The sequence below is a fragment of the Desulfopila sp. IMCC35008 genome, assembly GCF_010646885.2.
Classification (GTDB): domain Bacteria; phylum Desulfobacterota; class Desulfobulbia; order Desulfobulbales; family Desulfocapsaceae; genus Desulfopila.
In genome coordinates, this window is sequence record NZ_CP050700.1 from 2,071,100 (window position 1) to 2,088,527 (window position 17,428).

Annotated in this window: 14 protein-coding genes; 9 read left to right on the forward strand and 5 right to left on the reverse strand. The window is 46.8% G+C overall.

Going from position 1 to position 17,428, the window contains the following annotated elements; translation table 11 throughout:
• Nucleotides 1-107 precede the first annotated feature (107 nt).
• Nucleotides 108-365 carry a hypothetical protein gene (locus GA520_RS09165; protein ID WP_163336893.1) on the forward strand — a complete coding sequence of 86 codons (258 nt, stop codon included), beginning with the start codon at nucleotides 108-110 and terminating at the stop codon, nucleotides 363-365.
• 60 nt (nucleotides 366-425) lie between these two features.
• On the opposite strand, the gene proC is transcribed toward GA520_RS09165, so the two are convergent.
• Entirely contained in the window at nucleotides 426-1,277 is an 852-nt protein-coding gene (gene proC / locus GA520_RS09170) for a pyrroline-5-carboxylate reductase (RefSeq protein ID WP_163336892.1), read from the reverse strand.
• A gap of 178 nt (nucleotides 1,278-1,455) precedes the next feature.
• Complete coding sequence (locus GA520_RS09175) at nucleotides 1,456-2,259, reverse strand: hypothetical protein (protein WP_163336891.1); 804 nt, start codon at nucleotides 2,257-2,259, stop codon at nucleotides 1,456-1,458.
• 361 nt (nucleotides 2,260-2,620) lie between these two features.
• Between GA520_RS09175 and lon the strand changes: the two genes are divergently transcribed.
• From lon to hflX, 5 genes are all read left to right on the forward strand, one after another.
• Nucleotides 2,621-5,002, forward strand: coding sequence for an endopeptidase La (gene lon / locus GA520_RS09180; RefSeq protein WP_163336943.1), 2,382 nt, complete (start codon nucleotides 2,621-2,623; stop codon nucleotides 5,000-5,002).
• A 5-nt stretch (nucleotides 5,003-5,007) separates the two neighbouring features.
• Nucleotides 5,008-6,135: an endolytic transglycosylase MltG gene (gene mltG, locus GA520_RS09185; protein WP_240910082.1), complete on the forward strand. Its 1,128-nt coding sequence runs from the start codon at nucleotides 5,008-5,010 to the stop codon at nucleotides 6,133-6,135.
• Nucleotides 6,136-6,140: 5 nt separating this feature from the next.
• Nucleotides 6,141-7,787, forward strand: a complete 1,647-nt coding sequence (locus GA520_RS09190) for an NAD+ synthase (RefSeq protein ID WP_163336890.1) — start codon at nucleotides 6,141-6,143, stop codon at nucleotides 7,785-7,787.
• Between the two features lie 15 nt (nucleotides 7,788-7,802).
• A complete protein-coding gene (locus GA520_RS09195; protein ID WP_163336889.1) occupies nucleotides 7,803-9,590 on the forward strand; it encodes an amino acid ABC transporter substrate-binding protein in 1,788 nt (595 codons plus the stop codon).
• Between the two features lie 80 nt (nucleotides 9,591-9,670).
• A complete protein-coding gene (hflX, locus tag GA520_RS09200; RefSeq protein ID WP_304511314.1) occupies nucleotides 9,671-11,254 on the forward strand; it encodes a GTPase HflX in 1,584 nt (527 codons plus the stop codon).
• Between the two features lie 43 nt (nucleotides 11,255-11,297).
• Here the strand turns inward: hflX and GA520_RS09205 are convergent, their stop codons facing one another.
• From GA520_RS09205 to pyrE, 3 genes are all read right to left on the reverse strand, one after another.
• Nucleotides 11,298-11,798 (reverse strand): hypothetical protein, encoded by a 501-nt coding sequence (locus GA520_RS09205; RefSeq protein WP_163336888.1) that lies wholly within the window; start codon nucleotides 11,796-11,798, stop codon nucleotides 11,298-11,300.
• Nucleotides 11,799-12,128: 330 nt separating this feature from the next.
• The gene (locus GA520_RS09210; protein ID WP_255494312.1) at nucleotides 12,129-12,257 is read right to left on the reverse strand and encodes a hypothetical protein; all 129 of its coding nucleotides are present in this window, start codon (nucleotides 12,255-12,257) and stop codon (nucleotides 12,129-12,131) included.
• Nucleotides 12,258-12,300: 43 nt separating this feature from the next.
• Nucleotides 12,301-12,852: an orotate phosphoribosyltransferase gene (pyrE, locus tag GA520_RS09215; protein WP_163336940.1), complete on the reverse strand. Its 552-nt coding sequence runs from the start codon at nucleotides 12,850-12,852 to the stop codon at nucleotides 12,301-12,303.
• Between the two features lie 311 nt (nucleotides 12,853-13,163).
• Here pyrE and glmS point away from each other — a divergent pair, with 311 nt between their 5' ends.
• From glmS to GA520_RS09230, 3 genes are all read left to right on the forward strand, one after another.
• Nucleotides 13,164-15,005, forward strand: a complete 1,842-nt coding sequence (gene glmS, locus GA520_RS09220) for a glutamine--fructose-6-phosphate transaminase (isomerizing) (protein ID WP_163336887.1) — start codon at nucleotides 13,164-13,166, stop codon at nucleotides 15,003-15,005.
• 193 nt (nucleotides 15,006-15,198) lie between these two features.
• On the forward strand, nucleotides 15,199-16,026 hold the full coding sequence (locus GA520_RS09225) for a hypothetical protein (protein WP_163336886.1): 828 nt from the start codon (nucleotides 15,199-15,201) through the stop codon (nucleotides 16,024-16,026).
• A gap of 191 nt (nucleotides 16,027-16,217) precedes the next feature.
• Nucleotides 16,218-17,387: an exo-beta-N-acetylmuramidase NamZ domain-containing protein gene (locus GA520_RS09230; protein WP_163336885.1), complete on the forward strand. Its 1,170-nt coding sequence runs from the start codon at nucleotides 16,218-16,220 to the stop codon at nucleotides 17,385-17,387.
• Nucleotides 17,388-17,428: the final 41 nt, after the last annotated feature.

Consider the following 17,428-nt stretch of genomic DNA (forward strand, 5'->3'; position numbering starts at 1 on the left):
TGGGTATGGGATCAGACCTCTGGGCTGATTCCTTATTGATGGTTCCCGGGTTGTTGGGATAGATGACCTGGAATTACGCGAATTATTGTATACAAAAGAGGGATGCAATGGCGTACGTGGCAGACAAGAAGGAAATCCTGAAAGTATTGGTCGAAAACCTCAACAATAACGATCATCCTCAGATCGTTGAAGCAGATGAAATTGCCAGACGGCTGAACATGAGCCAGAAGGAAATCCGTCGAATTATCAAGATGATGCAGCAGGTTGGCGAAGTAGAGAGCGATCCGGAAGGGCAGAAATTGGTAATAACCCGTCAAGGGTTGCGCTGGATGGCAAGTCATTCGACTGCTACCATGCAAATGTAGAAAAATTCCGGGAAACCGGCCCTGCAGTCAGATGGCCGGTTTCTCGAAGCGGTTTGGGACCTACTTGCCGTTTTTTTCAAGAAAGCTTTGAATCATCATTTCCCCGAGTTCCCTGGATCGGTTCGTGGCGGCTTCCACAGCATCCATAATAGTAGTGCGTAATCCTCCCTGTTCCAGGGTGTGTATCCCGGCAATGGAGGTTCCGCCTGGCGAGGTGACCCGATCCTTTAATTGACCCGGATGCTCATTAGACTCAAGCAACAGTTTAGCTGAGCCCATAACAGTCTGGGTGGAAAGCAGAAGGGAGTCTTTTCGGGAGAGCCCCATTTTCACACCGGCATCAGCCATGGCGTCGATTATAAGAAATACGTAAGCGGGGCCGCTTCCGCTTAGCCCGGTAAATGCGTCCATCAGGATATTTTCTTCAATAAACACTGAAATACCGACAGAGTCGAAAATAGCCTTGGCCATCTCTATATCACCAGGACGTACGTTTTTGCCAGCAGCAATCGCTGTAGCGCTCTCTTTCACAAAAGCACAAATATTTGGCATCACCCTTATGAGTCGTAACTCCTTTTGCAGGCCTGCCTCGATAGCTGCCAGGGGGACTCCCGCAGCAATCGATATAATCAATTGTTGTTGATTAAGGAATTCAGAGGTTTCTTTAAGTACCGCAGCCAGTATTTGAGGCTTGGTCGCATAGATCAGGATCTCAGAGCATTTTGCAACTTCTGTATTATTCAGGGTTGTCTTAACGCCATATTTTTCACTCAGATTAAGGAGTGGTTCGTCCCTGATATCGGAGCAGATAATGTTTTCCGGGGTTGCAGCACCAGAGAGCACGAGTCCGCTGGTTAAGGCCTCTGCCATATTGCCGCCGCCGATAAAACCGATTTTTTTATCAGTTAACATAGTGATTCGTTCCTTGGCTCAGTTGATGAAAATGGTAAAAAAGTGGGTAATGCAACAAGGAGATTACTGTACGTCGACCAGGAGTGGGGAGTCAAGCGAAAAAAGTTGGAAGGGAAATGTCTCAGCCATTACCCGACCCACGTCTTCGGTGGAGTTGGGTCGGGTAAAATGTCCGTGACTACCTTCGAATAATTGACCTGTTGGGGTGATACCCGGAAGCCGCTGTGAGGTTGGGCATAAGCATGCAGTTTTTGCCAAAGATGGTGCCGGGACTCGTGACTGAGTTACAGCCCGTCTGACTGTTATCCCCAAGGATTGCTCCGAACTTGCGCATACCTGTATCGATACGCTCACCGTCAATCATGATGGCAACGTTTCCCGGGATGAAACGGAGGTTGGCAAATTTTGTCCCTGCACCGAGGTTGACGTTGGTGCCCAGAATGGAGTCTCCGAGATAGGCGAAATGACCGGCTTTGGCATCGTTAAGGAAGATTGAATGTTTTATCTCAGTAGTATGGCCGAGTACACATCTTTTCCCCGAGAGGCAGTATCCGCGCAGGTAGGCACCTTGGCGAATCTCGGTGCAGTCGCCAATAATTGCCGGTGATTTGATCATTGCCCCTGATTCAACCAGCACGCCTTCACCTATGTCGATGCGGTCACCAAGAAGGACGGCACCTGCCATAAGAACGGATGCTCCTTTTAATATTTCACCATTGTCGTGAACAATAAGTTTTCCCTTGGTGGTGTCACCATACTCTATTACGAGATGATTTCCTGAAAGCCAGTTTCCGCCATGATATACAACTGTCTCCGGCAGTGGCTTTCCGGGAGGCAGGTATGGTGTTTCTAAGGAAGGATAAGTATATTTATTCATATATTCTTTCAGTTCGGCAAGGGCAGACCACACATAAGGGCCTGCGGCAAAAAGGTCGGCATGAGGGAAATCCGAAAAATCGAAAAAAGATTTGGCTCGTAACATATTGACTCCGGTAGTTTAAATGCTCTTATACTGTGGATATTGACCGATTAGTATCACTAATGTTCATATCTATTCAAGAGAAAAACGATACACCGTAAAATGATTGAGGAAACCTGGCTTGACTTCATGAACCTCTATGTTTAGTTTTTGCTCGGTTTTATTATAGAGTAAGGTAAAGTTAAGAAAACCGTGTCTGATGCGGTTTGCCCGAATAGTTTTTATGAATGCAGGGTAAGATATCGTAGGGCTCTAAACGATCTGACTTCGCGAGTTATTATTATATGTATCGGCAGCCTGGAAATGTGTTGTGGTCGCCGATCAGGAGGTGTGTGTGGAATTTAGTGATTCTTTGTCCATCAGCATGGACGATTTTGCCAGCAATGAAGAGGTAGAAATTCCGGAAGTATTGCCGATGATGGCGGTACGGGATGTGGTGATTTTTAATTACATGATCATTCCTCTTTTTGTTGGTCGGCCAGGGTCTGTCGAAGCAGTGAATGAGGCGTTGAACTCCAACAAACTCATCATGCTGGTGACCCAGAAAGATGCGACCAAGGATGACCCCAAGGAGGAAGATCTCTACAACATCGGCATGGTCTGCATGGTGATGCGGACCCTTAAAATGCCTGATGGGCGGTTAAAAGTCCTTGTCCAGGCCATGTCAAAGGCTTCTATCAAGGAGTTTATCCGAACAGACCCCTCCTATCAGGTCTCAGTTGAGGTAATTGAAGATCTTGAGGTTGAGGAAGTCACTGTTGAGGTTGAAGCGTTGATGAGGACGGTGCGTGAGCGGACAGAAAAGATCATGTCCCTTCGTGGCATTCTTTCCGCTGACCTCATGATGATCATCAACAATATCGAGGAGCCTGGAAGGCTTGCCGATCTCGTAGGTTCAAACCTGCGCCTGAAAATAGTTGAGTCACAGGCAATTCTCGAAGAGACAGACCCTGTACGGCGGCTTGAGTTGGTAAATGAACTACTCTCAAAAGAGCTTGAGGTTTCCACCGTCCAGGCCAAAATCCAGAATGACGCCAAGGAGGAAATGTCTCGCTCCCAGCGTGAATACTATCTTCGGGAACAATTGCACGCCTTGCAAAAAGAGCTTGGCGACACCGACGAGAGAGCCCAGGAGATTGAGGAGCTTGAAGCAAAGTTAAAGAAAACAAGGATGCCCAAAGATGTGCGGAAGGAGGCTAAGAAACAGCTTAGCCGAATGGAGATGATGCATCCTGACTCCTCAGAGGCTACTATCATCCGCACCTATATAGACTGGATTCTTGATGTTCCGTGGCAGAAAAGCACTAAGGACAAACTCGATCTGGTTGAAGCCAAGAAGGTGTTGGACGAAGACCATTACGGTCTGGAAAGGGTGAAGGAGAGAATTCTCGAATACCTGGCAGTGCGTAAATTGAATAAGGAAACAAAAGGACCTATCCTCTGTTTTGTTGGCCCTCCGGGTGTAGGTAAAACATCTCTCGGTCAATCGATAGCCCGTGCCATGGGACGCAAATTTCATAGACTTTCGTTGGGTGGTATGCGCGACGAAGCTGAGATTCGCGGACACCGACGTACCTATATTGGGGCAATGCCGGGCCGGATAGTGCAGGGATTAAAAACTGTTGGTTCAAATAATCCGATTTTCATGATGGATGAGATTGACAAGATCGGTTCAGATTATCGAGGGGATCCTTCCTCTGCACTCCTTGAGGTACTTGATCCAGAGCAGAATTTTGAGTTCTCGGATCATTACCTGAACCTGCCCCTGGATCTGTCAAAGGTAATGTTTATAACCACTGCCAATATGAGTGATACTATTCCGGGACCACTCCTTGACCGTATGGAAGTTATACGGCTCTCCGGTTATACACTTGAGGAGAAAACAGTTATTTCCCGTAAGTATCTATTGCCAAGGCAGCTCAAGGAAAACGGACTTCGTCCGACCCATCTCCGTATAAATGATGAAACCCTGAAATTCATTGTGACTCATTACACCTATGAAGCTGGGTTGAGAAATCTTGAGCGCGAGATCGGCAAGGTTTGTCGCAAGGTAGCCCGAAAAGTAGCAGAAGGTGGACGGGGACCATACACGGTTAGTGCCAGAAACGTTGATAAGTACCTTGGGCCGCCAAAGACCATACCGGAATCAGAACTTGAAAAGTTAGAGCAACCTGGACTCGTTACCGGACTTGCCTGGACGGAAGTCGGCGGCGAAATACTGCAGATTGAGGTGAATCTCATGCCCGGTAAAGGGAAACTGATTCTTACCGGACAGCTTGGTGATGTTATGAAGGAATCTGCCCAGGCCGCCTTAACTTACTGTCGTAGCCGGTCAGAAGAGTTAAAGGTGACGAACGATTATTTCGACAAGGTCGATATTCACATTCACGTCCCGGCCGGTGCAATACCAAAAGATGGACCTTCTGCCGGTATCACTATGGCGACAGCGCTCTATTCTGCAATTACCGACGAAAGGGTAGTTTCTAAATTGGCCATGACTGGTGAGGTGACATTGCGGGGGCGGGTGCTCCCTATCGGAGGGCTTAAGGAAAAGGCTCTTGCCGCGCTTCGTGCTGATATCAACCGGGTTATAATTCCTGAGCAGAATAAGAAAGACCTGGTGGAAATCCCTGACGATATACGCAAACAGATGGAATTCTATCCCGTAAAGGATATGGATGAGGTTGTTCGTATTGCTCTCGGCAGGAAGGGGGGGAAGAAAAATCCAACCAAAAGAAAGAAATAACAGTCGTGAATGAAATAAACCCGTCTGACTCCTGTTCGAAATATACAGGATGGAAAAGGGTCGCCATCCTGGCGGCCCTTTTTCTGTTCGTCATAGCTGGTATTGGTATCTGGTGGCTGACTCGTTATGCCTATGCCCCCGGACCGGATAACGAGAACGAATCGGTTATCGTTGTCATTGAAAAGGGTGCTTCGGTCAGACAGATTGGTGAAACTCTCGCACGTGCCGGTCTTATAAAATATGATATTCGTTTTCCGATAATTGCCAGGTTAAGTGGCGACAGCGGCAGATTGAAAGCAGGTGAGTTCCGTCTTCTGACCGGGAAGTCCGTTCTTGAGACCATACGCTCACTGGTTCATGCCAAGGTGGTCCAGCATACTATTACCCTGCCTGAAGGCTTGAGTGGTCAGGAAATGGCCATGTTGTTTGAAGAACGAGGACTGTGTGACAGCAACAGTTACCTGGCTCTCATGGGCAATAGTACATTTATAAGAAATCTTGGTATGGAGGGCGTAAGTTCTCTTGAGGGATACTTATTTCCGGATACGTATTATTTCACCAGGGAACAGAAAGGTGCGGAACATTTCGTTACCATGCAGGTTCGAAGGTTTCATAAGGTATGGGAGGAGCTTACAGAGAGTCTCCCAACCCCGGTTGACAGGGAAAAAATAGTAACTCTTGCCTCTATTGTTGAAAAAGAGACCGGGGCAGCTGGCGAACGATCTCTGATAGCAGGCGTTTTCTACAACAGGTTGAAGAAAAATATGCGCCTGCAGTCCGATCCGACTGTGGTCTATGGTGTTGATAATTTCGACGGTACAATAACAAAAAAACATCTTAAGACTGCTACTCCTTACAATACTTACGTTTTGCAGGGGTTGCCGGCTGGGCCCATCGCCAACCCCGGCAAGGATTCCTTGCACGCAGCATTGTATCCGGCTATCACCGAGTATCTTTATTTTGTCTCTCAGAATGACGGCACCCATTATTTTTCCAAGACACTCAGGGAGCACAATCGGGCCGTTCAAAAATATCAGAGGAAAAAATCAAGGAAAAGCGGTAAACAGAAAATGCGGGAAGATCCCACCAACGTATCGGCAGAAGGTATCATCAAAAGTAACGATAGAGAGTGAACGCAATGAAAATTGCTTTGGTTCAAGTTAATCCGGTAATCGGTGATTTTGAAGGTAATTGTAAGAAGGTTCTGGATTATGCACAAAAAGCTTGTGACGAAGGTTGCCGGCTTGTGATTTTCCCGGAGCTTGTTATTTCCGGCTATCCACCTCAGGATCTCCTGGAGCGTCAATCGTTTCTGGACGATCATGATCGTGTGGTAGACCAACTCGTTCAGGCCTTGCCTGAATGTGATGTGCTGTTCGGAGCTTTTGAACAGCGATTGCAACAGAATGGAAAGCATCTCTATAATTCAGCACTGGTTGCGAGAAATGGAAAGATCATATTCAGAGCCCGCAAACAGTTGTTGCCAACCTATGATGTGTTTGATGAAACACGATATTTTCAACCGGGAGCCCCTTCTGAACTGTATTGGTTAGATGGCTATTGCTTTGGTGTGACCGTCTGTGAAGATATCTGGTATAGCGAAGTGCATGACTATCAGGCGACACCGGTCGAGTCTTTATATAACCTCGCAGATCAGACGAGTTCTGAGCTCGATGCGCTTATTAATATTTCTGCATCACCGTTTCAGCGTGGAAAAGAGACGGTAAGGCGCTCTGTTTTTCGTGAATATTGTGAAAACTATCGACTGCCGATGCTGTTTTGCAATCAGGTAGGTGGGCAGGACTCGCTCTTGTTTGACGGGCGCACTATGGCCATGAACCACAAAGGAGACGTTGTGGGACAGGCAAGAGGATTTACCGAGGATATGCTTATCGTTGATGTCGCTGATTGGAAGAGTGAGATGCATGAGGAGAAAGATATCCCTGCAATCCAGTCTGTTTACGATGCCCTGGTAATGGGAGTTAAAGATTATGTCAGTAAATGTGGTTTTCGCTCGACTGTAATCGGTCTTTCAGGCGGCATAGATTCTGCCTTAACGGCTGCCATTGTCGTGGATGCCCTGGGAGCTGAAAATGTTTTAGGTGTGGCAATGCCTTCTCCCTATAGCTCCGCTGAATCCGTAATTGATGCCGAGAATCTCGCAAATAACCTCCAATGTGGTTTTAGGGTTATCCCAATTGAACCCCTGTTTGACCAGTTCCGCTCCAGTCTGTCCGGCCTGTTTGAAGGAATGGACGAAGACCTGACGGAACAAAATATCCAGGCTCGAATTCGTGGAAACCTGTTGATGGCCATCTCTAATAAATTTGGGCATATGCTTATGACCACAGGGAATAAAAGTGAGATGGCGGTTGGCTATTGTACTTTATATGGCGATATGAGCGGTGGTCTGGCAGTTATTTCCGATGTGCCCAAACAACTGGTGTACGAATTGTCCCGCTATGTAAACAGGGAGGTCGAGAAGATCCCCGAAAGGACTATAGTGAAACCACCGTCAGCCGAACTGAAACCTGATCAAATGGATCAGGACGATCTGCCACCGTATGAGATTCTGGATAAGATTCTGGAGCTTTATCTGGAGCAGGGGGTTGGAGCCGAGATGATCATCGAAGAGGGCTTTGACCGGGGGGTGGTTGAGGATATCGTTCGGCGTATTCGCTTTAACGAGTACAAGAGAAAACAGGCGCCGATGGGATTGAAGGTGACCTCAAAAGCATTTGGTGTCGGTAGAAGATACCCGATAACACAAAGTTATCGCGGCTGATAGGTCAACTGAGCCATGGTAAGCAGAAACAACAGAAAGAGATTTATGTCATGGGGAGCTATTTTGTTGCTCACTGTTGCCGTGGGCTTTATGGCGATTCATGAACTCCTTATCGAACGACCAGCGACGCTGCAGCTTACCAGTGCCGGATCTGTTGACATGTGCCTGTCATGCCATAAGGATGAAAAACTTGATACCGCTCACGATGCGAAGGTCATAGGGTGTGCACCTTGTCACTTAGGCAATCCCTTAGCCATCGAAAAAGAAAAGGCTCACGCGGGAATGGTCATAAACCCAGGTGATCTTCGACACGCTGATCGTACATGTTCCACCGAAGGGTGTCATCCCGCAGATATTCATAAAGTGAAGAACTCACTGATGGCAACCAACCGGGGGATACTTGGAACGCTTCTCTATTACTGGGGAGAAACGGAATCCCAGGATACGGAATTAACCGTTGAGGATCTGCTCGAGAGCGGGGAAACTTCCCTTGCCCTCGATTATTTCAGAAAATTATGTGCAACATGTCATCTCTGGAAACAGAAGAACGATCTGGAGGGAGCTCCGCAATTTTTTAACGAGAAGGGTGGAGGGTGTACCGCCTGCCATTTCCATGTCCCGGCTGATTCTAAAACCAGCACACAGTCCCTTGAAGGTGATAACGTTATATCTGAAGAGGATGAGAAAAAACAACATCCTCATATCACTGCGGCAGTCAGCCAGGTGAACTGTATCAGGTGTCATAACAGGTCCGGGCGTATCGGTCTCTCGTATATCGGAATTTTCGAGTCGGAAGGATACGGGACTCCATACGAAAAGGGTGGCATGAGCTCAAAGCAATTACCGGGCGCACGGTTTTACCTGGAAATCGCTGATGATATCCACCACCGGAAAGGTATGGAATGTATCGATTGCCATACCCGTGAAGAGATAATGGGAGATGGTACAAGTTATGCCCATTATGAAGATCAACTTGAAATTTCCTGTGAGGTCTGTCACAGCGAAACACCGGGTGTGACCCGAAAAGACAGGGAACTTAATAACGTTGAGCAAGATGATATCGGTTATACACTCTATGGGAAAATTGATAAAAAGAAACGTCCCCTCAAAACACCGAAAAAAGGGGTTTGTGATTTCACACCACATAAACGGGTGACGTGTGAGGCCTGTCATTCAACCTGGGTTCCTCAGTGCTACGGTTGTCATGTCAAGCAGGATAAGCGCGAAGTGCATCTTGATAAATTGACGCTTACCGAAACACCAGGACTCTGGGAGGAAGGACGCTCCTATATTCGTTATGAAAAACCCATGCTCGGAATGTGGAATGAGGATGTAGTTATCGTTACCCCGGGCTGTCAGGACATTGTAACCATGGTGGATGAAAAGGGTGTTGAGAAAGCGGGCTTTAATCGTTTTACCATGGCCGCTATTAACCCGCATACAACTCAGGAGCAGGGCAGAAGCTGTGTTGATTGCCATGTTTCCCCAAAGACAGTTGGGCTTGGCGAAGGAACAATTTCCGAAAGTAATGGGGAGTTGGTATTTACCCGGGTTGATCGTGGAACAGATAGTGTAAACGGGGTAACACCTCCGTTTGACGGGTATGTAACTATTAAGGGTGAGCCCCTGCAGTACAGTTCACGACCAGAGGTCCGTCCTTTTAACGGTGAAGAACTGGAAAGGATCCTGCGGGTAGGACTCTGTGTGGATTGCCACAACAGATATGATGACCCCGTCTGGAAGGAATACAAAACGGGTATGAAATGCAGGCGATCACCTGAACCTGAAATAGTTGCTGAATAGACCACTTCACGAACCGAAAGGAGAGTATCATAGCTACAATTATCGGTAATATTGACGGCCTGAAAAAAAACCAGAAAAAGGTGCTGGAACGACTCGGATCTAAACGGGTTCCCAGAGATATGGTTATCGCACCGGAAATGGCTCGAACACTGAGCATGGTCTCGAAAGAGATCAACAGGCAAATTGGGCTCCTGATCCATCGTTCCGGCAAGATCGACAGCATCATTGTCGGTGATTTCGGTGGTATCATGATCCCGCAACTTTCAACAGTGAGGGCCTCTGGAGGCAGGTTAAGGAGGATACGTTTAGTACACACCCATCTTGCGGGAGAGCAGATCAGTGACGAGGATCTGATGGATCTTCTCTTTCTGAGACTTGATCTACTTTCTGTATTACAGGTTGGCGAAGATGGACTCCCTGGTAACCTGCATTCCGTGCACCTGTTGCCCCGTCCTGTTGACGGCAGTAGCTGGTCGTTTCTGGAACCGGTACATCCCGCCGCGGCCAAGGAATCGGTTGAGGTACTTATTGAAGCCCTGGAGCAGGAGTTCGCCAGGGAGCGCCAAGCCCGGCGGGTAGAGAGTGGCACTGACAGGGCGATTCTGGTAAGTGTGAGTACCGAGTCTAAAATGCAGGCAGAAGAATCGATGAATGAACTCGTCGAACTGGCTCGTTCGGATAATGTAGAGGTGCTCGATACCGTGCTTCAGAGGAGGCGCAAGGTTAACCCACGTTTGATTCTCGGTAAGGGTAAGCTCGCGGAGATTATGATCTTGGCCTTGCAGCTTGATGCAAACCTCCTGGTGTTTAACCAGGAGCTGAACCCCTCACAAGTTCGTTCAATTACAGAATTTACAGATCTACGGGTCATTGATCGAACTCAGCTCATTCTCGATATTTTCGCTCATCGGGCCATGAGCAGAGAGGGGAAACTCCAGGTCGAAATGGCCCAGCTTAAATACATGCTCCCGCATCTCTCGACAAGAGATGATGCCCTTTCACGCCTAACCGGTGGAATTGGTGCACGTGGTCCTGGGGAAACAAAGCTTGAGATTGACAGGCGACGCATCAATGACCGCCTGGCCAGACTTGCCAAGGATTTAAAGGCTGTGGGGAAAGAGAGGTATCGAAGGCGATCTCAGCGACGGAAGAAGGATCTGCCGGTTATCTCTCTTGTCGGATACACTAATGCGGGTAAGTCGACATTGCTTAATACCCTTACCAACAGTGACATTGTGGCCGAGAATAAACTTTTTGCTACCCTTGACCCAACCAGCAGAAGGCTTCGGTTCCCGACAGACCGGGAGGTGATCATAACCGATACGGTTGGCTTTATTCGCCATCTGCCGGCAGACCTGTTGCAGGCATTCATGGCAACACTGGAAGAACTTCGTGAGGCGGACTTGCTGGTCCATGTTATCGATATTTCAAATCCAAATTATCAGGCGCATGTGCAGGTTGTTGAGAACCTTTTGGCTGAATTGGATTTGACAACCATTCCTGTTTTAAAGCTCTATAATAAAATAGACAAGGTAGAGCAAGCTGATGAAATTCGTGAAATGGCCGGACAGGATGGCGTTGTTGTCAGTGCAATTGAAGCAGAAACATTGACCCCGTTTCTCATGCAGGCGGAACGCATCATGGGCAAACTAGTAGCTCCTTAATGATAATTCCCGCAAAGAAGGCATGTGTTGACAGCACCTTTAATCAGGGGCCAAATCGAAGATAAAAACCCAATTCTTTTTCATACTGTTGCTCTTTCTTGAATTCCCCACCGATCATAGGCCCGGTGACTGAACGAACAGTAAATTCCCGGATTAAACGAGTCTCCTTCTTGTTATCAAGGGTGAAGTCGATTCGCCCTTTTTGGCCGAGTTGAATATTATGTACACCAGTCACCTCAAAACAGATACCGCTAAGGGAAATATTGTGTATACGCACCATTCCTCCACCCACAGCAGGTGGCTTGAGGGCGTAGATTCCGGCCAATTTTGTCGTCTTTCTATAACATTGGCGAAAGTCGAGATTTATTTTGAAGACATGCGCGCAGGTGCAGCGGACTTGTAAGCGGTGTTGCCGTTCCTTGTACTGCATTACAGGTACTATTTTCACACAGTTGCATTGCGGGCATACAAGTGTAGCGTTCCCGTCTGCCCTTACAAAGGCGCGTTCAGCTGTATCGTCATCTTGTTGCCGTTTTGTCATCATGCAATTTCATCCCAATAACAGTTTCTTAAATGTAAGATAACCTTTGTTTCCCAAAAACCAAGTGTTGCCGGGTGATTTTGTCAGGCAAATACGGTAGATTATGTAATGTGAAAGGTAATCTGTATGTCAGGTCAATTATGCATCCTAAGGGAAAATAAAGCAAATAATAATTTGCAATTAGCCCGTTTTTCTGTCTCTTGTTTCTTCTTCATCAAAAGTGCTGAACCCAGCAGAACGGTTGAGTGTATCAGGATACGAAAAACAGGAATGAAAAAGGCACCTGCTCCTACCGGAGAGGTGCCTTTATAAAAGCATTTGCAGAATGAAAACTTAATCGTAAATGATGGAGGTGTACATAGACAATTTTTCTTCTGTCTCATCATCAAGTTGATCGGCTACTTCATGAATATGATATTCCTTTTTACAGCCGGTGCAACGCATTCTCACACGTCTGCACATGCGATGCACCTCAAGTTTTTCTGAACAGTTAGGACATTCCATCTCAGCTCAATAATTCCTCACGGGTAAATACAGATTCAAGTCTGTAGCCGGCCTTGGCCAGTACCTCGACTCCGCCCTCCTGCCGTTCAACAACTGTTGCAACAAGGCCTACTTTAAAACCAGCATTTTCAACTCTATCGATTACCTTGAGCAGCGTGCCTCCGGTGGTGACCACATCTTCTATAAGAGCCACCGTGCAGCCCTCAGGCATATTTTTTAATCCTTCAATGTAGTTACCTGTACCATGACCCTTGGCCTCTTTTCTGACAATAAACGCCGGGATGGGTTCATTTTCCTGAAAGCTGACAATGGAAGCCGCAGTGACAAGTGGGTCAGCACCCAGAGTCATACCTCCGACTGCATCAATTTTTACGTCACTGCTGCGGATAAGTTCAAAAAGGAGTTTGCCGCAAAGGTAGGCACCTTCTGCTGACAAAGTTGTCTGTTTGCCATCGATATAAAAATCAGAAGTTTTGCCGGAAGTAAGGGTGAAGGTGCCCTTACGATATGATTTATCAAGGAGTATTTGTTTTAGCCGTTCTCTGTCGCTCATGGTCTTATTTTTAATTATGTTGATGTTCATGGGGAAGTCGTTTTTGTCGAACTGTCGAATGTAGCCTGTTTTGGTTTGCCTGAAAAGAAAAACCTCGCATTTAACTGGATTGGCATGTTAATTTAGTGTGTTTTTTTCTGTATTATTAAACACTATTTTCAATTTTTACAGGCTGCGCGAAAAAGACACAGGTACCAGAATAGAAAAAATGCCTGTCTGTTGATATGGTTAACTGTTTGATGTTGAATTGAAATATATGTATTTTCGGTTTTAGACGGCCAGGATACATTCCGGCAAGAAAGGAGAAGGTTATGTGTGGCATAGTTGGTTACTGCGGTCCACGAAGAGTAGTTCCTGTCATACTTGAAGGGTTGAAACGACTCGAATATCGCGGATATGATTCGGCAGGTATTGTCTATCTGGAGGACGGGAAACTTGTCAAACACCGTTCAAAAGGAAAACTGGTGAATCTTGAGAACCTGATCGATGATGCCATTGCCGCTCCTTCCCATACAGGTCTTGGCCATACCCGGTGGGCGACCCATGGGGCACCGACTACAGAGAACGCCCATCCACATAGCGACTGCACAGGCGATCTGGTTGTTGTACACAACGGAATTATTGAAAATTATCATTCGCTTCGTGAAGATCTCAAGGCCAAGGGACATGTTTTTACATCAGAGACAGATACCGAGGTTTTGGCTCACTTGATTGAAGAGCATCTTGGTGACGATCTTGAAAAAGCGGTAAAAAGCGCATTAAAACTTGTTGATGGTTCTTATGCACTTGGAGTGTTGTGGGCAAAGAGACCTGGGACCCTGATTGCCGCACGTAACCAGAGCCCTCTTGTGCTTGGTATCAGTGATGACATTGGCACCTTTATGGCCTCTGACATACCAGCCCTTTTGCCCTATACAAATCAGGTCGTTTTCCTTGAAGATGGAGAACTCGCTATCTTAAACGAGAAAGGTTATACCATTTCCTCGCTTACTACCGGTGAGGCTATAGATAAGCTCGTTCAGTATATTGAGTGGAGCCCGGCAATGGCTGAAAAGTCCGGCTATAAGCATTTTATGCTCAAGGAGATCTATGAGCAGCCCCAGGCTATTACCAATACCCTCAGTGGTCGGGTCAATCCGGAGACGGGAGAGATTATTATACCGGAAATTGCATTGAATAGTGAAGAACTCGCCGGGATTGAACGGATCTTCCTGGTTGCGTGCGGAACCTCATGGCATGCGGCACTGGTGGCAAAATACTGGATAGAACAGTTTGCCAGAATACCGGTAGAGGTCGATATTGCTTCCGAATTCCGTTACCGGCACCTGCTGATTGACGAAAAGGTGTTAACTATCGCCATCTCTCAATCCGGCGAGACTGCGGATACACTGGCCGGCATCCGGCTTGCCAAGGAGCTGGGATCGAAGGTTATTACCATCTGTAATGTAGTCGGTTCGACCATGACCCGTGAGGCAGATGGAACCGTCTATACGCACGCCGGACCTGAGATCGGCGTCGCTTCGACCAAGGCTTTTACTGCCCAGTTGACAGCGCTTCTGCTGCTGACCGTATATTTAAGTCAGAAAAAACAACAGATTGATGCTGAGAAAAGTTTGGAAATTGGCAAAGGATTAATTGAAATCGCTACTCTTATAGACATTGAATTACCTGGGATTCAGGAAAAGATCGCTACGCTTATAGAAGAGTATTACGACAGTAAGGATTTCCTGTTTGTCGGGAGGGGCCTCAGTTTCCCAATTGCACTTGAAGGAGCTTTAAAACTCAAGGAAATTTCTTATATTCATGCCGAGGGCTATGCCTCAGGTGAGCTCAAACATGGTCCTATAGCACTTATCGATAAGGACATGCCGGTCCTTGCACTGGTACCCCAGGATGGCGTCTATCAAAAATCCATCTCAAACGTTGAGGAGATTAAAGCCCGCCAAGGAAGGATTATTCTTATCGGCACAGAAGGAGATGAACATCTGCAAAATATTACCGATGACGTTATCTACCTTCCGAAGGTTATGGACGAATTGAATCCACTGCTATATACCATACCGGCACAACTGCTTGCCTACGAGATTGCTACCAGAAGAGGCTGTGATGTGGATCAGCCAAGAAACCTGGCAAAATCTGTAACTGTCGAATAAGTCTATCATTTTACTGCCGCTAGCGTCTGTATGTGAGTTAGCGGCAGTCCTTGTTTTCTGTCCATTCCAGTTTTTGTAAGAAATATTTCAGATTCCCCTGATAAAATAATAAATCATAATCGGAAGAACCAACTCACTGTGCTTGGTGAGGTTGTGATGGTGTTGTGTACACGAATGCCTGTGGGGGATAGGTATGAGCGGTGGAATAGCGCTTAGGAGGATAGGAAAAAGGGGAGGGGCAGTTGAAGGGACAGGATTACGAACCTCCGGGTGTCCGTCTGACAGAAGTATAGACACATCCATCAGTAGTGTGTTGCGACCGGACGAAATACTAACAGGAACCGGAGTGGCTGAATGGTATACACAAGGTCATGATGCGGAAATGGAGTGGTGTTTGATTTTCTCCAGGCCTCTTTCCAGGTTGCAGGTTGATGAGAAACTTCATTGCATTTTGCAGGGAGCTATACGTGAAAGAGCCATGGATCCTGCCGGCAATGATAACACGAAAAAAAGTGCATTCCCCCGAGGCAAAACCATAATTGCCATGAAAGCCGGAGTTCAGGGCGGTACATTCGGTGGTATACGAACTTCCATCAGGGAGTTGACTACTGGGATGGTTTTTTGCAGGATGAGGCTTGAATATTTGAAAGAAAATATGATGGAACGGGTGGATCGAAGCCTTTCAACTTCTATTTTGGTTAATCTTCCTCTGATCGACAGTATCAAGCAACTTCAGCAAAAGGTAGCCAGTGATAAAACGACGGACACCAACATCATCAGGCTTCACCCACCGGGGAATTGTGGTGGGTATGTAAAGGAGAGGTGGTTGAAGTACCGCTCCGCTTTTGCTGCCGTCAAAGGTGCAGGTGGTAAAAATTATCTTAACTCAAGGATCTGGCACCAACTGGTTACCGATGTGGTTACAAGAAAGGAATATATAAAAAGCGGCACCACCGCCCGTCTGGACGTTTTTGACCGGAAGGGGAACCGTATAGGCACATCTTTTCTGGAAGTACGGTAACTTTTGCGACCCATACCAACTCACCACACATAACTTTAATCTGTACTCTTCGTACCAGCAGAACAGTAATCTTTAAAAGAGGTGGGCAGATGTTCCCACTATTCTCACTTCACTTTGACTTTTCACGCATCCGTCTGTAGTATAGCCAGCGTCAACAATCCCCATGAATTTTCCAACAACGATACAGTGCTATGGTGCAGACAGGTCTGGAAAGACTCCTATATTCTGATTTCAAGCAGATTAAAAACCAAAAGCTGGGTCTTCTTTCGAACCAGGCATCGACAGCCTCAGATCTCGTGCATGGGCGTTTTCACCTGGAACGTGAGTTTCCCGGGCAACTTCAGTGTTTGCTTTCTCCCCAGCATGGATTTTTTGCAGAGAAGCAGGATAATATGATTGAGTCTGCTCATCAGCTGGATCCGTTAACTGGATTAAAGGTCTACAGCCTTTATGGAGAAAGCCGGAAACCGAGCCGCGAGATGTTTGATCAATTCGATGTATTGCTTATCGATATTGTCGATGTAGGGACAAGGGTTTATACCTTCCTGTATAGCATGGGGTACTGCCTTGAGATGGCAGCCATGACAGGAAAAAAGGTAATTATCCTTGACCGGCCAAATCCTATTGGCGGCAAAGGGGTTGAGGGAAATTTACTTGAACCGGAATGGACATCTTTTGTTGGGCTCTACCCTTTGCCGATGCGCCACGGCATGACCTTTGGTGAGTTAGCCCTTTATATTAATGACGTGTGTGGCATCGCAGCGGATCTTGAGATTATTGAGATGACAGGATGGAAAAGGTCTATGTTGTTTCGTGATAGCGGCCTCCCCTGGGTATTTCCCTCACCGAATATGCCGACTCCCGAAACAGCTTTAGTTTATCCGGGCCAGGTTATCTGGGAGGGGACAACGGTTTCGGAGGGCAGGGGAACCACCTTGCCTTTTGAATTGGTAGGGGCTCCTTATTGGAACTTGCCTGCTATTCAAAAACGGTTAAAAAATTCATATTTACCTGGTTGTTACCTTCGGCCTGTCGTTTTTGAACCCACATCTGGAAAGTATGGCGGTGAAACATGTAATGGGTTTCATCTCCATATTACCGATGCAGCCACGTTTCGACCCTATAAAACAAGTCTTGCGCTGTGGCAGGCTGTAATGCATACTCATCAGGAAGAATTTGGTTACAAACACCCTCCATATGAATACGAATTTGTCCGCTTGCCAATGGATTTAATACTTGGCAGTCAAAGGATACGAAAGGATGTTGAAAAGGGCAAACCTATTGATGAAATTGAATCCGAGTGGCAGGGAGATCTCGCCACATTTCTAGATATACGTGATAACTACCTGATATACAGTTGATTTCATGATGCTATTCCAGGTGTTACTACAAAAAACACATT

Bases quoted from the DNA above. Each gene is read 5' to 3' on its own strand.
- GA520_RS09165 (WP_163336893.1), top strand. From the start codon at position 108: ATGGCGTACGTGGCAGACAAGAAGGAAATCCTGAAAGTATTGGTCGAA.
- proC (WP_163336892.1), bottom strand. From the start codon at position 1,277: ATGTTAACTGATAAAAAAATCGGTTTTATCGGCGGCGGCAATATGGCA.
- GA520_RS09175 (WP_163336891.1), bottom strand. From the start codon at position 2,259: ATGTTACGAGCCAAATCTTTTTTCGATTTTTCGGATTTCCCTCATGCC.
- lon (WP_163336943.1), top strand. From the start codon at position 2,621: ATGGACGATTTTGCCAGCAATGAAGAGGTAGAAATTCCGGAAGTATTG.
- GA520_RS09190 (WP_163336890.1), top strand. From the start codon at position 6,141: ATGAAAATTGCTTTGGTTCAAGTTAATCCGGTAATCGGTGATTTTGAA.
- GA520_RS09195 (WP_163336889.1), top strand. From the start codon at position 7,803: ATGGTAAGCAGAAACAACAGAAAGAGATTTATGTCATGGGGAGCTATT.
- GA520_RS09205 (WP_163336888.1), bottom strand. From the start codon at position 11,798: ATGATGACAAAACGGCAACAAGATGACGATACAGCTGAACGCGCCTTT.
- GA520_RS09210 (WP_255494312.1), bottom strand. From the start codon at position 12,257: ATGTGCAGACGTGTGAGAATGCGTTGCACCGGCTGTAAAAAGGAATAT.
- pyrE (WP_163336940.1), bottom strand. From the start codon at position 12,852: ATGAGCGACAGAGAACGGCTAAAACAAATACTCCTTGATAAATCATAT.
- glmS (WP_163336887.1), top strand. From the start codon at position 13,164: ATGTGTGGCATAGTTGGTTACTGCGGTCCACGAAGAGTAGTTCCTGTC.
- GA520_RS09225 (WP_163336886.1), top strand. From the start codon at position 15,199: ATGAGCGGTGGAATAGCGCTTAGGAGGATAGGAAAAAGGGGAGGGGCA.
- GA520_RS09230 (WP_163336885.1), top strand. From the start codon at position 16,218: ATGGTGCAGACAGGTCTGGAAAGACTCCTATATTCTGATTTCAAGCAG.